The organism is Cognatiluteimonas telluris (assembly GCF_011320095.1).
GTDB lineage: Bacteria > Pseudomonadota > Gammaproteobacteria > Xanthomonadales > Xanthomonadaceae > Cognatiluteimonas > Cognatiluteimonas telluris.
This window is the reverse complement of sequence record NZ_JAANOY010000002.1, coordinates 96,743-112,608: the sequence shown is the minus strand read 5'-3', so window position 1 is coordinate 112,608 and position 15,866 is coordinate 96,743. Positions and strand designations below refer to the sequence as shown.

Here is a 15,866-nt window from a genome sequence, read left to right as displayed (position 1 = left end):
CTGTAGGAGCGGGCTCCAGCCGCGAGCCCTGGTTGCCGGCCAGCGTGACGAGCTCGCGGCACACCGCTCCTACGCAGGCGAATCGGTGGCTTCGGCTGCTTCCAGGGTGTTCTGCATCAGCGTCGCGACCGTCATCGGCCCCACCCCACCGGGCACGGGGGTGATCCAGCTGGCGCGCTGCGCGGCGGCCGCGAAGCCGACGTCGCCAACCAGGCGTCCGTCGTCGAGCCGGTTGATGCCGACATCGATGACGACCGCGCCCGGCTTGACCCACTCGCCGGGGATCAGCGCCGGCCTGCCCACCGCGACGACAAGGATGTCGGCGTTGCGCACGCTGGCTTCCAGCACCTGAGGCGGGGTGAACTTGTGGCAGCTGGTGACGGTGCAGCCGGCGATCAGCAATTCCAACGCCATCGGCCGGCCGACGTGGTTGCTGACGCCGACGATGGTGGCGCTGGCGCCGCGCACCGGCCGGTCGGTCCAGGCCAGCAGCGTGGTGATGCCGCGCGGCGTGCAGGGGCGCAGGCCGAACTGGCGCAGCGCCAGGTGGCCGACGTTCTCCGGATGGAAGCCGTCGACATCCTTGCGCGGATCGATGCGGTGGATCAGCGCGGTGGCGTCGCGGCGATCGGGCAGCGGCAGTTGCACCAGGATCCCGTGCACCTCGGGATCGGCGTTGAGGCGATCGATCAGCGCCAGCAGTTCGGCATCGCCGGTGTCCTCGGGCAGGTCGTAATCCAGCGCGCGGATACCGACCTTTTCGGCGGCGCGGCGCTTGTTGCGCACGTAGACGCTCGACGCCGGATCGCGGCCGACCAGCACCACCGCCAGCCCGGGACGCGGCTTGCCGGCGGCGACGCGGGCGTCGACGCGGGCCTTGAGGCCGCACAGGAGTTCTTCGGCGATGCGCTTGCCGTCGAGGATCCGTGCAACGGGGGAATTTGGCTCCGGAGCCGTCATGGGTGCGGACCGATCTGCGCTAGAGTCGGCGCGCATTATCGCCGATCGCATCGCGGACGACTTCGCCATGACCCAAGCCACCGATCCGCGGACGACCTCCATCGAGGCTGCGGTCCTGCGTCGCCTGTTGCAGCACCTGATGGACGAGCGGCCGGACGTGCAGAACATCGACCTGATGATCCTCGCCGGCTTCTGCCGCAATTGCCTGTCCGACTGGTATCGCGAGGCCGCCGAGACGCAGGGAATTGCGATGAGCCGGGACGAAGCGCGCGAAGCCATCTACGGCAGGCCCTTCGCGCAGTGGAAGGCCGCCCACCAGCGCGAGGCCACGCCCGAGCAGCTGGCCGCCTTCGCCGCGGCACGGCAGCCACCGAACCAATAGCTGGCGTCAGCCGCCGGCGCAGAAGCGCTGGTAGTCGATGTAGCCGGTAAATTCGCGCCCCGGCGCGCAGACGGCGCAGTCCGGATCCGGCACCAGGCGGGTCTCGCGGAAGCCCATCGCCAGCGCGTCGAAGTGCAGCAGGCGGCCGGCCAGCGGCTGGCCGATGCCGAGCAGCAGCTTGATCGCCTCGGTCGCCTGCAGCAGGCCGATCACACCAGGCAGCACGCCCAGCACGCCGGCCTCGGAGCAGTTGGGCGCCGCCTCCGGCGGTGGCGGCTCCGGGAACAGGCAGCGATAGCACGGCGCGAGGCCGCGCTGCCGACCCGCGTCGAAGACGGCAAGCTGCCCTTCGAATCGATGCACCGCGCCATGGACCAGCGGCTTGCCCAGGTGCACGCAGGCATCGTTGAGCAGATAGCGGGCCGGAAAATTGTCGGCGCCATCGACGACCACGTCGACGCCTTCGAGCATGCGCTCGACGTTGTCGCCAGTGATGCGCTCGTGCACCGCCTCGATCCGGGTGCGCGGATTGAGCGCCGACAGCGCGATCGCGGCCGACGCGACCTTCGACATGCCGATGCGCTCGTCGGCATGCAGGATCTGGCGCTGCAGGTTGCTGCGATCGACCACGTCGTCGTCGACCAGCCGCAGGCTGCCCACGCCCGCGGCGGCGAGGTAGACACCGGCCGGCGACCCGAGCCCACCGGCGCCGACCACCAGCACCCGGGCGGCCTGCAACCGCTGCTGCCCGGCAAGTCCCACCTCGGGCAGCCGCAGGTGGCGCGAGTAGCGTTCGGCGAAGTCCTCGTCCATGTCCGGGCGCGCCATCGGCAGGCCGGCAGCGGCCCAGGCCGATGTGCCTCCGGCGACGGAGGCGACATTGCGGTAGCCCGACTGCACCAGCGTCCGCGCTGCGGCCAGTGAACGCGTGCCGCCCTGGCAGATCAGCAGCACCTCTGAGTCAGGCGACGGCAAGTGCTGCTCCGGCGCAGCCTCCAGGCGCACGCGTTCGACACCGCTGGCGCCCGCCGCCATGCCGAGCGCGCGTTCGTGGGCTTCGCGCACGTCGACGAGCAATGCACCGGCGAGCCATCTCGCGTGCGCCTGGGCGGGAGTCAGTTCGCGGATGTCCATGGCGGGATTATCCCCCGCCCTCGCCTGCCCCGGCCGCATCCGTGTACGTACAGCGTGCCGCGGACACCGGGCATATCAGGGGAGCCGGCTCAATACGGCAGCACTTCGACGATGTCGCCGATCGCGAACGTCCGCTCGCCTTCCGGCAGCACGATCAGCACGTCCGAATCGGCGGCGGCCGCCAGCCGGTGCGAGCCATCGGCAGGATTGGGTCGCACGGCGAAAACGCCATCGGCACCGGGAAGGCCGCGGCCGCGCAGGAATTCCCGTCGCGTGTTGTGCTTGTCGAAGCCCGCCGCCAGACGCGCATGCCAGCATGGACGCCGCTCCACGCTCCCCTGCAGGCCGTCGAGCAACGGCCGGCCCAGCGCCAGCCATGTCGCCAGCACCGACACCGGGTTGCCGGGCAAGGCCAGCAACCGGGCGCGCCCGAGGCGGCCGAACAGCAGCGGCATGCCCGGCTTCATCCGCACTTTCCAGAAGTGCACGGCGCCTTCGGCCTGCACCAGCGCCGGCAGGTAATCCTTTTCGCCCGCGGAGACGCCGCCGCAGGTGATGACCAGATCGAAGCTCGAGGCCGCGTCCAGCAACATCGAGCGCAACCGCGCGGGCTTATCGGGAAGCGTCGGCCATGCCGTGGGCTCCAGGCCATCGGCGCGCAGCAGGCCCATCAGCAGTTCGCGGTTGGAGTTGTAGACCTGGCCAGGCGCCAACGCGATGCCGGGTTCGACCAGTTCATCGCCGGTGGTGAACACCGCGACCGTGGGCCGCTGCGCGACATCCAGCTGCGCGTATCCGAGCGATGCCGCCAATGCGACGCGCGAGGGCGACAGGCGCATGCCCGGCCCAAGCACGCGATCGCCGAGGCGCACGTCCTCGCCGGCGTGGCGCACGTGTGCTCCTGGCCGCGGCGCATCGTTGATGAAGACGCGCGCCTCGACAACCCGGGTGGACTCCTTCATCACCACCGTGTCGGCGCCGTCCGGGATCGCTGCGCCGGTGGTGACCCGGACGCATTGGCCAGGCGCGATCCGGCAGTCCTGCGCCCCCCCGGCGAAGTGGTCGCCGATCCAGTGCAATCCGGAGATCGTGGCCAGCGGCAGGTCGTCGCTGCGGAAGGCGAAGCCGTCCATCGCGCTGTTGGTGAACGGCGGCAACGGCACCTGCGCGACGACGCCCTGGGCGAGGATGCGGCCGTGCGCCCGCGCCAATGCCAGGCGCTCGGGCGGCATCGCCTCGGCGCGGGCGATGCGATCGACGATCGTGCACGCCTGGTCGAACGTCACGCCGACTGGGAAACCGGCCGCGGACGTCGATGCGCTCATGCCGACAGCGTCATGCCCGCCGCGACGAGGTCGGCCGGCGTGTTGAGGTTGCCGAAACGCACGCCATCGAACCGCACCGGCGCCATGCGCAGATGCCGTTGCAGGCCCTGCACCGCGTAGGCGCCGTCGGCGAGTGCCGCCGGCAGCGCATCGCGAAGAAGATCGACCCGCCACAACGCGACCAACGGCTGGATGCCCTGCTGGTCTTCGGCGAAGGCGCCTCGCGGGCCGCTCGCCTGCAGCGTCCGCAGCAGGCATTCATTGACGCCGAGCAGGTCGACCGGGAGGGTCATCAACCACGGCGTGCGCGCCGCCGTGGCAAGCGCTGCCAGGCCTCCGATCGGGCCGAGTCCGGCCGGGGCATCGGCGACGACGCGCAAACCGTGGGGGGCGTAGCGCGCGGGGTCGCGATTGGCGCTGACGAGGATCGCGGCCACCTCGGCGGTGAACCGTCGCGACAGGCGCAGGACCTGTGCCACGCCGTCGCGCTCGAGCCACGCCTTGTCTGCGCCGCCGAGGCGTGTGGCGCGACCGCCGGCGAGGATGCCGAGGGTGACGGCGTTGTCGGGTGGTGGCGACGTCATTTCGATCGTGGCTCTTGGCTGTCGTTCGTGCGGAAGCGACACTCCCGCGAGCGCGCCGATGGAAGACGGCGCTGGATTCCGCATCCAGGGCATGACGCGTTGGCAAAGCCGCGCTGAAGCGCGGGCCAGTGCGTCACTTGCCGCGCTTGACGTGGCGGATCAGGCGACGCTTCTTGGCCACCTGTTTATCCGTCAGCACGTTCTTCTTGTCCTTGTAGGGATTCTCGCCTTCCTTGAACACGAAGCGCACCGGCGTACCGACGAGCTTGAAGCGCTTGCGGAAGAAATTCTCGAGATAACGGCGATAGGTCTCGGACAGGGTGCGCAGGCGCGTCCCGTGCACGATGAACGTCGGCGGGTTCTCGCCGCCGGGATGCGCGAAGCGCAGCTTGGCGACGTGGCCGCGCACCACCGGCGGTGGATTGGTCTCGTAGGCGATCTCCAGCGCCTTGGTGGTTTCGGCGGTGGAGAATTTATGGGTTGCCGACGCATGCGCGCGGTGGATCGCCTTGAACAGCTCGCGCAGCCCGGACCCGTGCAATGCGGAGATGTGGACCGACTCGGCCCAGTCGACGAAGCCGAGCTTGCGCGCGACCAGCGTATCGGTCTGCTTGCGCTGGTAGTCGCTCTGCCCGTCCCACTTGTTGACGGCCACCACCAGCGCGCGCCCGGCGTCGAGCACGGCGCCCAGCACGGTCGCATCCTGGTCGGTGACGCCTTCGCCGGCATCGAGCATGATCACGGCGACCTGGCAGTGTTCGATCGCCTGCAGCGTCTTGACCACCGAGAATTTCTCGACGGCTTCCTCGACCCGGCCGCGGCGGCGCAGGCCGGCCGTGTCGACGAGGCGGTACTTGCGGCCATCGCGATCCAGGTCGACCGCGATCGAGTCCCGTGTCGTGCCCGGCACGTCGGAGGCGATCATCCGCTCCTCGCCGAGGATGCGATTGACCAGCGTCGACTTGCCGACATTGGGGCGGCCGACGAAGGCGATGCGCACGCGCTCGGGATCGTTGTCGAGGATCTCGGCGTCGCCGTCCTTGGGTAGCGTTGCGAGTACGCGCGACAGCAGCAGGTCGAGCCCCTGCCGGTGCGCCGAGGAGACCGGCAGCACGTCCTTGATGCCATAGCGCGCGAACTCGCCCAGCGCGGACGGCACGTCGATGCCGTCGGTCTTGTTGACCACCAGGAAGGTCGGCGTGGACACCTTGCGCAGCCACGCCAGGATGTCGTCGTCCAGCGTCGACGCGCCTTCGCGGCCGTCGACGACAAACAGGATCAGGTCGGCTTCTTCCGCCGCCGCGCGCGACTGCCGCGCGGTCGCGCCGGCGAGCCCTTCCTCGCTGCCGGCGATGCCGCCGGTGTCGACGAGGACGAACGGATGCGCGGGATCGAGCCGGCACACACCGTAATTGCGATCGCGGGTGACACCCGGCTCGTCGTGCACGAGGGCATCACGCGAGCGCGTCAACGCATTGAACAGCGTCGATTTACCGACGTTGGGGCGTCCGACCAGGGCGACGAGGGGAAGCATGAGGGGAGCCGGGAGTCCGGGAATGGGAAGCGGAAGCCGTCATCGGCAGGAAGCCACCGCGCAGCGCGATCTGGCTGCGCGCTGCCGACGGCTTGCCGCGGGTGTCCCCTTCCGTCCTCAGGGCGACAGGCGATAGGCGCTGATGGAGCCGTCGGTATCTTCAGCGACCAGGATGCCGTCGGACGAGACCACCGGTGCGGCACGCAGCGGATCACGACCAGCGCGCATGCGCGCCGCGAAGGCACCGTCGGAGAGATTCATCCAGTGCAGGTAACCGTCGTAATCACCGACCACGGCGTAATCGCCCTGGATCGCAACACCGGTGACGTTGCGGCGGGCGAGCGCTGCCTGCTGCCAAAGCCCGTTGCCGGTGGACCTGTCCATCGCCCAGACGGTACCCGACGGGCCCGAAACAACGACCTGCGCTGCGGAAACGCCGGCCTTGCCGGGGCCGCCAGTGTCATGCGACCAGAGCGGGCGGCCGCTCGGAGCATCGATCGCCATCGTCTGGCCGCCATAACTTGTCGCGAACAATGTCGTCTGCTCGAGCACCGGGGTGCCGTCGACGTCGGCCATCCGCTCCAGTTCGGTCCGTCCCCTGGCTTCGGCGACAGGCAGCTCCCACACCAGGTGGCCATCTGCCATCGCCAGTGCACTGAGGGTGCCGTCATCGTTACCGACGAACACATACCCCGGCCCCAGTACCGGCGCGGAGTTTCCACGCACCGTCAGCGCGGGCAGGTCATGGTTCCAGAACCAGCGACGCTCGCCACTGGTTTCATCGAACGCCGTGATCCGGCCATCGTTGGAATGGACCAGCACCAGCCCCTGCCCGATGGCTGGCGCCGCGATGATTTCGTTGCCGACCTTGGCTCGCCATTTTTCCGCACCCGTGGAGGCATCGAGCGCGACCACGTCGCCCTCCAGGCTGCCGGCAACGACAAGACCATCGCCAACGCCGGGCCCGCCAGAAAGGGGAAGCTTGGATTCGTATTGCCAGACTGGCGCCCCCGACTGGAGGTCGAAGGCATGGATGCCGCCGCGCACCGCGGCCGCATACACCCGGCCATCGGCGATCGCGGGCGCCTGCAGGGCCCCGATCCGCCCTTCGCCCTTGCCCGCATCGACATGCCACAGGCGTGAAACATTGGCTGTCGGCGAGAATTCGACCAGTTCGGCGGGCTTGCTCGACTTGCTCTTCTTCGATCCAAAAAAATTCTTGAGGCTGCTGCAGCCGCCCAGCACAAGCGCACAGGACGCCAGCACAACGAAAGCGGCCCTGCGATGCGCGGGCGTGAACAGAGCGGGCTTCATCAAGACTTCGCCTTGGGCTTGGGGGGAGTGCCGCCGACTTCGGAAAGCTTCAGTTCCACGAGCCGACGCTCCGGCGCGTCGGCCTTGAGGTTGGCCAACGCCTGTGCGTACGCTTCGCCGGCCTTGTCGCGTTGCCCGAGCGCGTAATGGGCATCGCCACGGACCTGGAGGATGGCGGCATCGGTGCTGTTGGCCGGCAACATCTTGAGCGCCTGGTCAGCCTTGCCGGCGTCGACAAGCAGTCGCGCCAGGCGCCGGGCCTGGATTGCACCCAGGGCCGGATCCGCCGCCGGATTGGATTGCAGCGTCGCGATGGCATCGTCGCGTTTGCCGGCAGCCAGTTGTGCCTTCGCCAGCCCCATCGCGGCGAGCGCGGCATAAGCGCCGCGATCGAGCGTCGACAGCCGCGATTGCGCAGGCTTCAATTTCCCGGCCTGGATAGCGTCGACGGTGGCCTGATAAACCTCGCCGGCATGGATGCGTGCACCTTGCTGTTGCTGCTGCCACCACTGCCAGCCGGCGATGAGCGCGAGCCCAAGGACGACGCCGCCGATCAGGCCGAGCGCGTTTTCCTGCAGCCAGGTACGGACTTTTTCGCTTTGTTCGTGCTCATCGAGCAGGTCGTCGATTGCCATGCGGGGGTCGTGCTACCGGTAGCCGGCGCGAATGGCCGGAGGGTGGACTGCCTTGCGGCCAGCAGGCCGATCCGGGATCAGTCTGCGGCAGGCGCGAGGGAACCGGCAGAGGATACCGTAAAGCGCGCGACATTCGAACGCGAGAAGGGAGCCAGGTCGATGGCGCGTCCATCCTGCCGGACCTTGACGGCATTTGCATCGCCGAGTACGACACCCGATACCTCACCCGCCGCGTATCGACGGACCGCGCCTGCGTGCAGGAGCGCCTGTTCGAGCATGTGGCCGTCTGGCGCGGTGATCTGGACCCAGCTGTCGCCCGTCACTTGAAGCGACAGCGCTGGAGCCGCCTGGGCCTGGCTTGGGAGGGGCGCCAGCGACGCCACCAGGGGGCTCGGGTCGTCCGATGCCGCTGCGTCCAGCGGAACCGAAGGTTCACTGCCAAGGCTGGCCGGGACGTCCAGGGGAGCGGCGTCGTGGGCGACCATGCCCAGGTGCGGGCGCGTGGCGAGCCAGATCGGCACGGCGATGGCGGCGGTCAGGACGATATAGACAAGGCGACGGGCGACCTGCTCGAACAATCGCTGCATCGGTGGGGTGTAGGTCCGCGGTACGAGCTTCGGGGGCTCGATCGGAGCGACGCCAGAGGCCGCCACCATGGGCGCCGTCGTCAGGCCCAGCAACCGGGAATAGCTGCGCAACTGGCCACGGACGAATACGGGCGCGCCCAGTCGGTTCCAGTCTTCCGCCTCCAGCGAGCGAACCACGCGCACGGGCATCTTCAGCCGCTCGGCGACGTCGGCCTCCGTCAATCCCGCGGCTTCGCGCGCCTTGCGCAGCCGCGCGCCGCACCCCCGACTTCCGTCAGGAATGCCGTCCGGCCGCGGCTCGTCCGCCGCGCTGGAATTGGCCTGGATCATCTAGTGACTCGCATCCCCGGTCGGGACGGCCCGCTGCTGCTGCGGAAATTCCGTCGCGATACGCTGAACATAACGGGCAGCCGCGGCGGTGTCGCCAAGTTTCTGTTCGATCTGTGACGCAAGTTGTAACACTTTGACGCTGGGCGGCGCCACGGCAAGCCTGCGTTCGGAAAAAGCACGCGCCTCCATGTATTGCCCCGCCCGGTAGCGGCTTTCGGCCATGGCCTCCAGCCCGACCGGGTTCTGCGGATCCAGTTGCAGCGCCTGGGCGAGATAAGCCGCCGCTAGCGCGTCCTGGCCGAGTTTCAATTCGCAGGAACCGGCATTGGCCACTGCCGCCGCCGGCGTCGAATAACCGGGATCGGCGACAGCGCGCTTGAACAGCGGGATCGATTCCGCCGCCCGCCCATTGCTGCACAACCACGCACCGTAGTTGTTCAGGGCAACTCCACGGGTCGGCGCGAACGCAAGCGCCTTCGCATAAAGCTCGCCGGCTTCAGCGGTACGGCCGGAATGATCCCGGATCATCGCCAGCAGCGTGTAGGCGTCGGAGGACTTCGGGTCGGCCTTGAGGGCGGCGCGCGCATGCACCTCGGCCTCGTCCAGCCGGCCGGCCTGCATCGCCTGCTGGGCAACGGCGACCTGGTCGATGGCCATGATCCGCTGCGCGTCCCTGGGGTCGTCGCGCACCGCGTAATCCGGCGCTGTGCTGTGGAAGTCGCTCTTGAACCGGGGTTTGACGAACGTCAGCCGGGAACAGCCAACGATGGCGACCATCGCAAGCAGGCCAACCACAACGAGCGTCCTACGCAGCGGCATCGCTTTCCCCTTGGGCCTGGAGCTTGCGGCGATGGTCCGCCTGGCGGCGCGTGCGATCCATCACCTGCCCCTTGAGCTGGCCGCAGGCGGCGTCGATGTCGTCTCCGCGCGTGCGTCGCACGGGCGCGATCATGCCGGCCTCGTTCAGCAGTTTCTGGAAAGCGCGGATGGCGGTTTCGTCCGGCCGCTCGAAGCGCGTCCCGGGGAACGGATTGAACGGGATCAGGTTGACCTTGGCCGCATCCTTCATCTGTACGGCCTTGTCGAACTCGCGCATCAGGCGCACCAGTTGGCGGGCATGCGCCGGCTGGTCGTTGACGCTTTTCATCAACGTGTATTCGAAGGTCACCGAGCTGCCGCGCTTGCGCAAGGCATAACGCACGCAGGCTTCCATCAGGACGGCAATCGGGTACTTGCGATTGAGCGGGACGAGTTCGCTGCGCAGCTCGTCGTTCGGCGCATGCAGGGAGACCGCCAGCGACACGTCGCTCTGCTCGCCGAGCTTGTCGATCATCGGCACCACGCCCGCGGTGGACAGGGTGACGCGCTTGTTGGCCAGTCCGTAGCCAAGGTCGTCGCGCATGATGCTCATCGCGCGCACGACGTTGTCGAAATTCATCAAGGGCTCGCCCATGCCCATCATCACCACGTTGGTCAGGCGTCGCTGCTGGTGGGGGACGTTGCCCAGGTGGCGCGCCGCCACCCAGACCTGGCCGATGATCTCGGCGGTCGACAGGTTGCGGTTGAAGCCCTGGGTCGCGGTCGAGCAGAACTGGCAGTTGAGCGCGCAGCCGACCTGCGATGAGACGCACAGCGTGCCGCGCCCCTTGTCGGGGATGTAGACGGCCTCGATGGCGTTCTTCGGGTCCATGCCGAGCAGCCACTTGTGGGTGCCGTCGGTGGATGCCTTGTTCAGCAGCACCATCGGCGCGTGAACGACGGCGTGCGCCTCGAGCTTGGCGCGCAGCGCCTTGCCCAGGTCGGTCATCGCCTCGAAGTCGGTGACGTGGCGGTGGTGGATCCACTTCATCACCTGGTGGGCGCGGTAGCGCTTCTCACCGAGCGACTGCTCGAAGAAATCCTCCAGCCGGACGCGGTCGAGGTCGAAGAGGTTGGTCTTCGACCCCGTCGCGCTTGCATCCGGCAGCACTGGCGCACGCGCAGCGGTCGCCGTCGCCTCATCGGCGAAGGCGATCTCGATGCTCCTGTCGCGTGCGTCGGTCATCGCGGGTCAGCGTGCGAAGACGTCGGTGGCCGGGAAGAAATACGCGATCTCGATCGCGGCGTTCTCCAGCGAGTCCGAACCGTGCACGGCGTTGGCGTCGATGCTGTCGGCGAAATCCGCGCGGATGGAGCCGGCGGCCGCATCCTTGGGATTGGTCGCGCCCATCAGGTCACGGTTCTTCAGCACCGCGCCCTCGCCTTCCAGCACCTGGATCATCACCGGGCCGGAGCTCATGAAGTTGACCAGCGCATTGAAGAAGGGACGCTCGCGGTGGACGGCGTAGAAGCCTTCGGCCTCCTGCCGCGACAGTTGCTTCATGCGTGCGGCGACGACTTTCAGGCCGGCTTTTTCAAAACGCGAATAGATCTCGCCGATGACGTTCTTGGCGACGGCGTCGGGCTTGACGATCGAAAGGGTGCGCTCCAGCGCCATGGGATTTTTCTCCGGCAGGCGGGCCGCAGGCGTCGCGTGGACGTCGATGGCGGCCCGAGGATAACAGAAAAACCCGCGTACAAACGCGGGTTTAGCCGATATGGCTGCGGTAATTCTAACGGATCGCAGCGCGCGCTTGCACGCGACCAGCCATCGTCGATTGACGGGGTTCAGTCGTGGGCGTACGCTCAAACAAGCGTTTGATTCAGTCCCTTGGATGCCCATGGCCGTCGCAGCCCACTTTTCCACCAAGGACCGCATCCTCGGCGCCGCCGAAGAGCTGTTCGCACAATTCGGTTTCGCCGGCACCTCGCTGCGGCAGGTCACCAGCCGCGCCGACGTCAACATCGCCGCGGTCAATTACCACTTCGGCAGCAAGGAAAACCTCGTCAACGAGGTCTTCCGCCGGCGCATGGACGAGATGAGCGCGCAGCGGCTGTCGCGGCTGCGCGCGGCGCCCTGCGAGCTGGAAGCGGTCCTGGCCGCCTTTGTCGCGCCAGCACTGGCACTGGCGCAGGACCGCCACGGCGGCGGCGCCTTCATCCGCGTCATCGCCCGCGCCTACGCCGAGAAGAATGACAGCCTGCGCCGCTTCCTGTCCGACCAGTACGGGCATGTGCTGCGCGAATTCGCCAAGGCGATCGCCGGCTGCGTGCCGGCGCTGAGCAAGGAAGAGCTGTACTGGCGGCTGGACTTCCTGTCCGGCGCGCTGACCTATGCGATGGCGGACTTCGGGATGATCAAGCGCCCCTCGGGCGTGTCCGAAGCCGCCCATCGCGAACGCGCCGCGCGCGAACTGATCCGCTTCGCCGCTGCCGGCCTTCGCGCCGATTCGAAGTAATTTCAAGGGGTTGGAACTCATGTTTGAGAAACTGCTGGTGCGGCGAGCCGCCGTTCTCGGGGCGGGTGTCATGGGCGCGCAGATCGCGGCGCAGCTGACCAATGCCGGCATCGACACCGTCCTGTTCGACCTGCCGGTGGCCGACGCCGGCACGGTCGAGGCCCGGAATGGCGTTGCCGCCAAGGCCATCGCCCACCTGGGCAAGCTCTCGCCTGCCCCGCTCGCCAGCCGTGCGCTGGCCGAGGCCATCACGCCGGCCAACTACGACGACGGCCTGGAGCTCCTGCGCGACTGCGACCTGGTGATCGAGGCCATCGCCGAACGCATGGACTGGAAACAGGACCTCTACCGGAAGATCGCCCCCTACGTCAGCGACCACGCGATCCTCGCCAGCAACACCTCGGGCCTGGGCATCAACGCGCTGGCCGACGTGCTGCCCGGGCAGCTGCGCCACCGCTTCTGCGGCGTGCACTTCTTCAACCCGCCGCGCTACATGCACCTGGCCGAACTGATCCCGGCGCGCACCACCGACCCGGCGGTGCTCGATGCATTGGAAACCTTCCTCACTACCGCGCTCGGCAAGGGCGTCGTGCGCGCCAAGGACACGCCCAACTTCATCGGCAACCGCATCGGGGTGTTCTCGATCCTGGCGACGATGCACCACACGGCCGAAATGGAACTTGGCTTCGACGTGGTCGATGGCCTGACCGGACCCGCGATCGGGCGGCCGAAGTCGGCCACCTATCGCACCGCCGATGTCGTTGGCCTGGACACCATGGCGCATGTCATCAGGACCATGGCCGATACCCTGCCCGACGATCCCTGGCACCGCCACTTCGTGGCGCCCAAGTGGCTGCAGGCGCTCGTAGCCAAGGGCGCGCTCGGGCAGAAGACCGGCGCCGGCATCTACACCAAGCGCAGCAAGGACATCCTCGTGCTGGATCTCCAGGCGCAGGACTACCGGCCCAGCGCCGCCGAGATCGCGCCCGAGGTGGCGGCGATCCTCAAGGAACGCGACCCAGCGAAGAAGTTCGCCGCGCTGCGCGCCAGCGAACACCCGCAAGCGCGCTTTCTGTGGGCGGTCTTCCGCGACCTGTTCCATTACAGCGCCTACCACCTGGGCGACATCGCCGAGACCGCGCGCGATGTGGATCTTGCGATCCGCTGGGGCTACGGCTGGTCGATGGGTCCGTTCGAAACCTGGCAGGCCGCCGGCTGGAAGCCGGTCGCCGACTGGATCGCCGAGGACATCGTCGCCGGCAAGGCGATGAGCAACGCGCCGCTGCCGGACTGGGTCTTCGATGGGCGCGACGGCGTGCATGGGGTCGAGGGCAGCTACAGCCCGGCGAAGAACGCCAAGCTGCCCCGCTCGGCGCTACCGGTGTACAAGCGCCAGCGGTTCCCGGACCCGATGCTCGGCGAGCGCTTCGATGCCGGCGAGACGGCTTTCGAAAACGACGGCGTCCGCGCCTGGCATGACGGCGATGGCGTTCTGGTGGCCTCGTTCAAGACCAAGCTGCACACGGTCAACGACCAGGTGATGGAAGGCCTGCAGCAGGCGATCGCAATCGCCGAGAGCGACTTCCGCGGCATGGTGATCTGGCAACCGAAGGAACCGTTCTCCGCCGGCGCGGACCTCGCGGGCGCGCTTGGCCTGCTCCAGACCGGCAACGTCGCGGCGTTCGAAGCGATGGTCGCCAATTTCCAGGCCACCAGCCAGCGCATCAAGTACGCGCTGGTGCCGGTCGTGGCGGCGGTACGCGGGCTTGCGCTCGGCGGCGGCTGCGAGTTCCAGATGCATTCGGCGCGCGCGGTTGCGCAACTGGAAAGCTACATCGGGCTGGTCGAGGCCGGCGTCGGCCTGCTTCCGGCCGGTGGCGGCCTGAAGGAATTCGCGGTGCGCGCATCGCAGGCCGCAGGCCCAGGCGGCGATGTCTTTGCGCACATCAAGCCGGCGTTCGAAGCGGTGGCGATGGCGAAAGCGTCGACCTCGGCGCTCGAAGCCAAGGAGTTTGGCCTGCTTCTGCCGGGCGATCTGGTCACCTTCAACACGCATGAACTACTGCACGTGGCCAAGCAGCAGGCGCTCGCGATGGCCGACAGCGGCTACCGCCCGCCGTTGCCGGCGCGACGCATCACCGTCGCCGGCGACGTCGGCATCGCGACCTTCCGCATGCTGCTGGTGAACATGCTCGAAGGACGATTCATCTCGCCCCATGACTTCGAAATCGCCACCCGCATTGCCACGGTGCTGTGCGGCGGCGAGATCGACCGCGGCGCGATCGTCGACGAGGACTGGCTGCTGGAACTCGAGCGCGAGCACTTCGTCGCGCTGGCGCAGATGCCGAAAACCCAGGAACGCATCGCGCACATGCTGAAGACCGGAAAGCCGCTGAGAAACTGACCCGCCGTCGCCATTTCCGCGGCAGCGGGAACCCAGCGCCCTTCGCTTCCCGATCGCCAGCCGATCGTCGAACGGCCAAGGATCCCCTCGCTGGAATGGCAATCGAACCCACCGGGTTCCCGCTTCACGGGAACGACGAGCACATGCACATGACCAGACAGATCCAGGACGCCTACATCGTCGCCGCCACCCGCACCCCGGTCGGCAAGGCGCCGCGCGGCGTGTTCCGCAACACCCGCCCCGACGAGATGCTCGCGCACGTGCTGCGCAGCGTGGTCGCGCAGGCGCCGGGCATCGACGTCAGCCGCATCGACGACGCCATCATCGGTTGCGCCATGCCCGAGGGCGAGCAGGGAATGAACGTCGCCCGCATCGGGCTGCTGTTGTCCGGCCTTCCCGATACGATCGCGGCGCAGACGATCAACCGCTTCTGCTCCTCCGGTCTGCAGGCGGTGGCGCTGGCGGCGGACCAGATCCGCCTGGGCCATGCCGACCTGATGCTCGCCGGTGGCACCGAATCAATGTCGATGGTGCCGATGATGGGCAACAAGGTCGCGCTGTCGCCGGCGGTCTTCCGCGACGACCATGTCGCGATCGCCTACGGCATGGGGATCACAGCGGAAAAGGTCGCCGAGGAATGGAAGGTTTCGCGCGAGGACCAGGATGCGTTCGCGCTGGCTTCGCACCAGAAAGCGATTGCGGCGATCAAGGCCGGTGCGTTCAACGACGAAATCAGCCCGGTGGACGTCATCGCCCGCCTGCCCGACCTGGCCGGCAATGCAATCCGACTGAAGAAGACACGGGTCGACACCGATGAAGGCCCGCGCCCGGATACTTCGCTCGAGGGACTGGCCAGGCTCAAGCCGGTGTTCCGCAATGGCCAGTTCGGCGGCACCGTCACGGCGGGCAACAGTTCGCAGATGAGCGACGGCGCCGGCGCCGTGCTGCTGGCGTCGGAACAGGCGATCAAGGATTACGGGCTGACGCCGCTGGCGCGGTTCGTGAGTTTCTCGGTGGCGGGCGTTCGGCCTGAAGTGATGGGCATCGGGCCGATCGCCGCGATTCCAAAGGCCCTTCGCCAAGCGGGGTTGAGCAAGGACCAGCTCGACTGGATCGAACTCAACGAGGCATTCGCCGCCCAGGCGCTGGCCGTGATCCGCGACAGCGAACTGGATCCGGACAAGGTCAATCCGCTCGGCGGCGCGATCGCCCTGGGACATCCCCTGGGGGCGACTGGCGCGGTCCGCACGGCGACCATCGTCCATGGCATGCGTCGCCGCCAGCAGAAATACGGCCTGGTGACGATGTGCATCGGCACCGGCATGGGCGCGGCCGGGGTGTTTGAAGCCGTCTAGGCTTC

Annotated in this window: 15 protein-coding genes; 4 read left to right on the top strand and 11 right to left on the bottom strand. The window is 68.1% G+C overall.

Annotation, left to right across the window (positions count from 1 at the left end; translation table 11 throughout):
• Window positions 1-69 precede the first annotated feature (69 nt).
• Window positions 70-960: a bifunctional methylenetetrahydrofolate dehydrogenase/methenyltetrahydrofolate cyclohydrolase FolD gene (gene folD / locus G7B67_RS02275; protein WP_166207169.1), complete on the bottom strand. Its 891-nt coding sequence runs from the start codon at window positions 958-960 to the stop codon at window positions 70-72.
• 67 nt (window positions 961-1,027) lie between these two features.
• Between folD and G7B67_RS02270 the strand changes: the two genes are divergently transcribed.
• Window positions 1,028-1,342: a DUF1244 domain-containing protein gene (locus G7B67_RS02270; protein WP_166207166.1), complete on the top strand. Its 315-nt coding sequence runs from the start codon at window positions 1,028-1,030 to the stop codon at window positions 1,340-1,342.
• Window positions 1,343-1,348: 6 nt separating this feature from the next.
• Here G7B67_RS02270 and moeB read toward each other — a convergent pair whose 3' ends face one another.
• The 10 genes from moeB to ndk form a co-directional block, all read right to left on the bottom strand.
• Window positions 1,349-2,476 (bottom strand): molybdopterin-synthase adenylyltransferase MoeB, encoded by a 1,128-nt coding sequence (gene moeB / locus G7B67_RS02265; protein WP_166207163.1) that lies wholly within the window; start codon window positions 2,474-2,476, stop codon window positions 1,349-1,351.
• Window positions 2,477-2,565: 89 nt separating this feature from the next.
• On the bottom strand, window positions 2,566-3,801 hold the full coding sequence (locus G7B67_RS02260) for a molybdopterin molybdotransferase MoeA (RefSeq protein WP_166207160.1): 1,236 nt from the start codon (window positions 3,799-3,801) through the stop codon (window positions 2,566-2,568).
• Entirely contained in the window at window positions 3,798-4,385 is a 588-nt protein-coding gene (gene mobA, locus G7B67_RS02255) for a molybdenum cofactor guanylyltransferase (RefSeq protein WP_166207157.1), read from the bottom strand. The genes G7B67_RS02260 and mobA overlap by 4 nt, the downstream gene beginning before the upstream one ends.
• A 133-nt stretch (window positions 4,386-4,518) precedes the next feature.
• Window positions 4,519-5,919 carry a ribosome biogenesis GTPase Der gene (der, locus tag G7B67_RS02250; RefSeq protein WP_166207154.1) on the bottom strand — a complete coding sequence of 467 codons (1,401 nt, stop codon included), beginning with the start codon at window positions 5,917-5,919 and terminating at the stop codon, window positions 4,519-4,521.
• A 117-nt stretch (window positions 5,920-6,036) separates the two neighbouring features.
• Window positions 6,037-7,233, bottom strand: a complete 1,197-nt coding sequence (bamB, locus tag G7B67_RS02245) for an outer membrane protein assembly factor BamB (RefSeq protein WP_166207151.1) — start codon at window positions 7,231-7,233, stop codon at window positions 6,037-6,039.
• Window positions 7,233-7,868, bottom strand: a complete 636-nt coding sequence (locus tag G7B67_RS02240) for a YfgM family protein (protein WP_166207148.1) — start codon at window positions 7,866-7,868, stop codon at window positions 7,233-7,235. Before G7B67_RS02240 ends, bamB begins: the two co-directional genes overlap by 1 nt.
• Window positions 7,869-7,945: 77 nt before the next feature.
• Entirely contained in the window at window positions 7,946-8,785 is an 840-nt protein-coding gene (locus G7B67_RS02235; RefSeq protein ID WP_166207145.1) for a helix-turn-helix domain-containing protein, read from the bottom strand.
• Window positions 8,786-9,604 (bottom strand): type IV pilus biogenesis/stability protein PilW, encoded by an 819-nt coding sequence (pilW, locus tag G7B67_RS02230; RefSeq protein WP_166207142.1) that lies wholly within the window; start codon window positions 9,602-9,604, stop codon window positions 8,786-8,788.
• Entirely contained in the window at window positions 9,591-10,829 is a 1,239-nt protein-coding gene (gene rlmN, locus G7B67_RS02225) for a dual-specificity RNA methyltransferase RlmN (protein ID WP_166207139.1), read from the bottom strand. Before rlmN ends, pilW begins: the two co-directional genes overlap by 14 nt.
• Before the next feature lie 6 nt (window positions 10,830-10,835).
• On the bottom strand, window positions 10,836-11,261 hold the full coding sequence (gene ndk / locus G7B67_RS02220) for a nucleoside-diphosphate kinase (protein WP_166207136.1): 426 nt from the start codon (window positions 11,259-11,261) through the stop codon (window positions 10,836-10,838).
• Between the two features lie 223 nt (window positions 11,262-11,484).
• Between ndk and G7B67_RS02215 the strand changes: the two genes are divergently transcribed.
• The 3 genes from G7B67_RS02215 (at window position 11,485) to G7B67_RS02205 (ending at window position 15,861) form a co-directional block, all read left to right on the top strand.
• Complete coding sequence (locus G7B67_RS02215; RefSeq protein ID WP_166207134.1) at window positions 11,485-12,102, top strand: TetR/AcrR family transcriptional regulator; 618 nt, start codon at window positions 11,485-11,487, stop codon at window positions 12,100-12,102.
• 19 nt (window positions 12,103-12,121) lie between these two features.
• Window positions 12,122-14,506 carry a 3-hydroxyacyl-CoA dehydrogenase/enoyl-CoA hydratase family protein gene (locus tag G7B67_RS02210; protein WP_166207131.1) on the top strand — a complete coding sequence of 795 codons (2,385 nt, stop codon included), beginning with the start codon at window positions 12,122-12,124 and terminating at the stop codon, window positions 14,504-14,506.
• 149 nt (window positions 14,507-14,655) lie between these two features.
• Window positions 14,656-15,861 carry an acetyl-CoA C-acyltransferase gene (locus G7B67_RS02205; RefSeq protein WP_166207128.1) on the top strand — a complete coding sequence of 402 codons (1,206 nt, stop codon included), beginning with the start codon at window positions 14,656-14,658 and terminating at the stop codon, window positions 15,859-15,861.
• The last annotated feature ends 5 nt before the right edge of the window (window positions 15,862-15,866 follow it).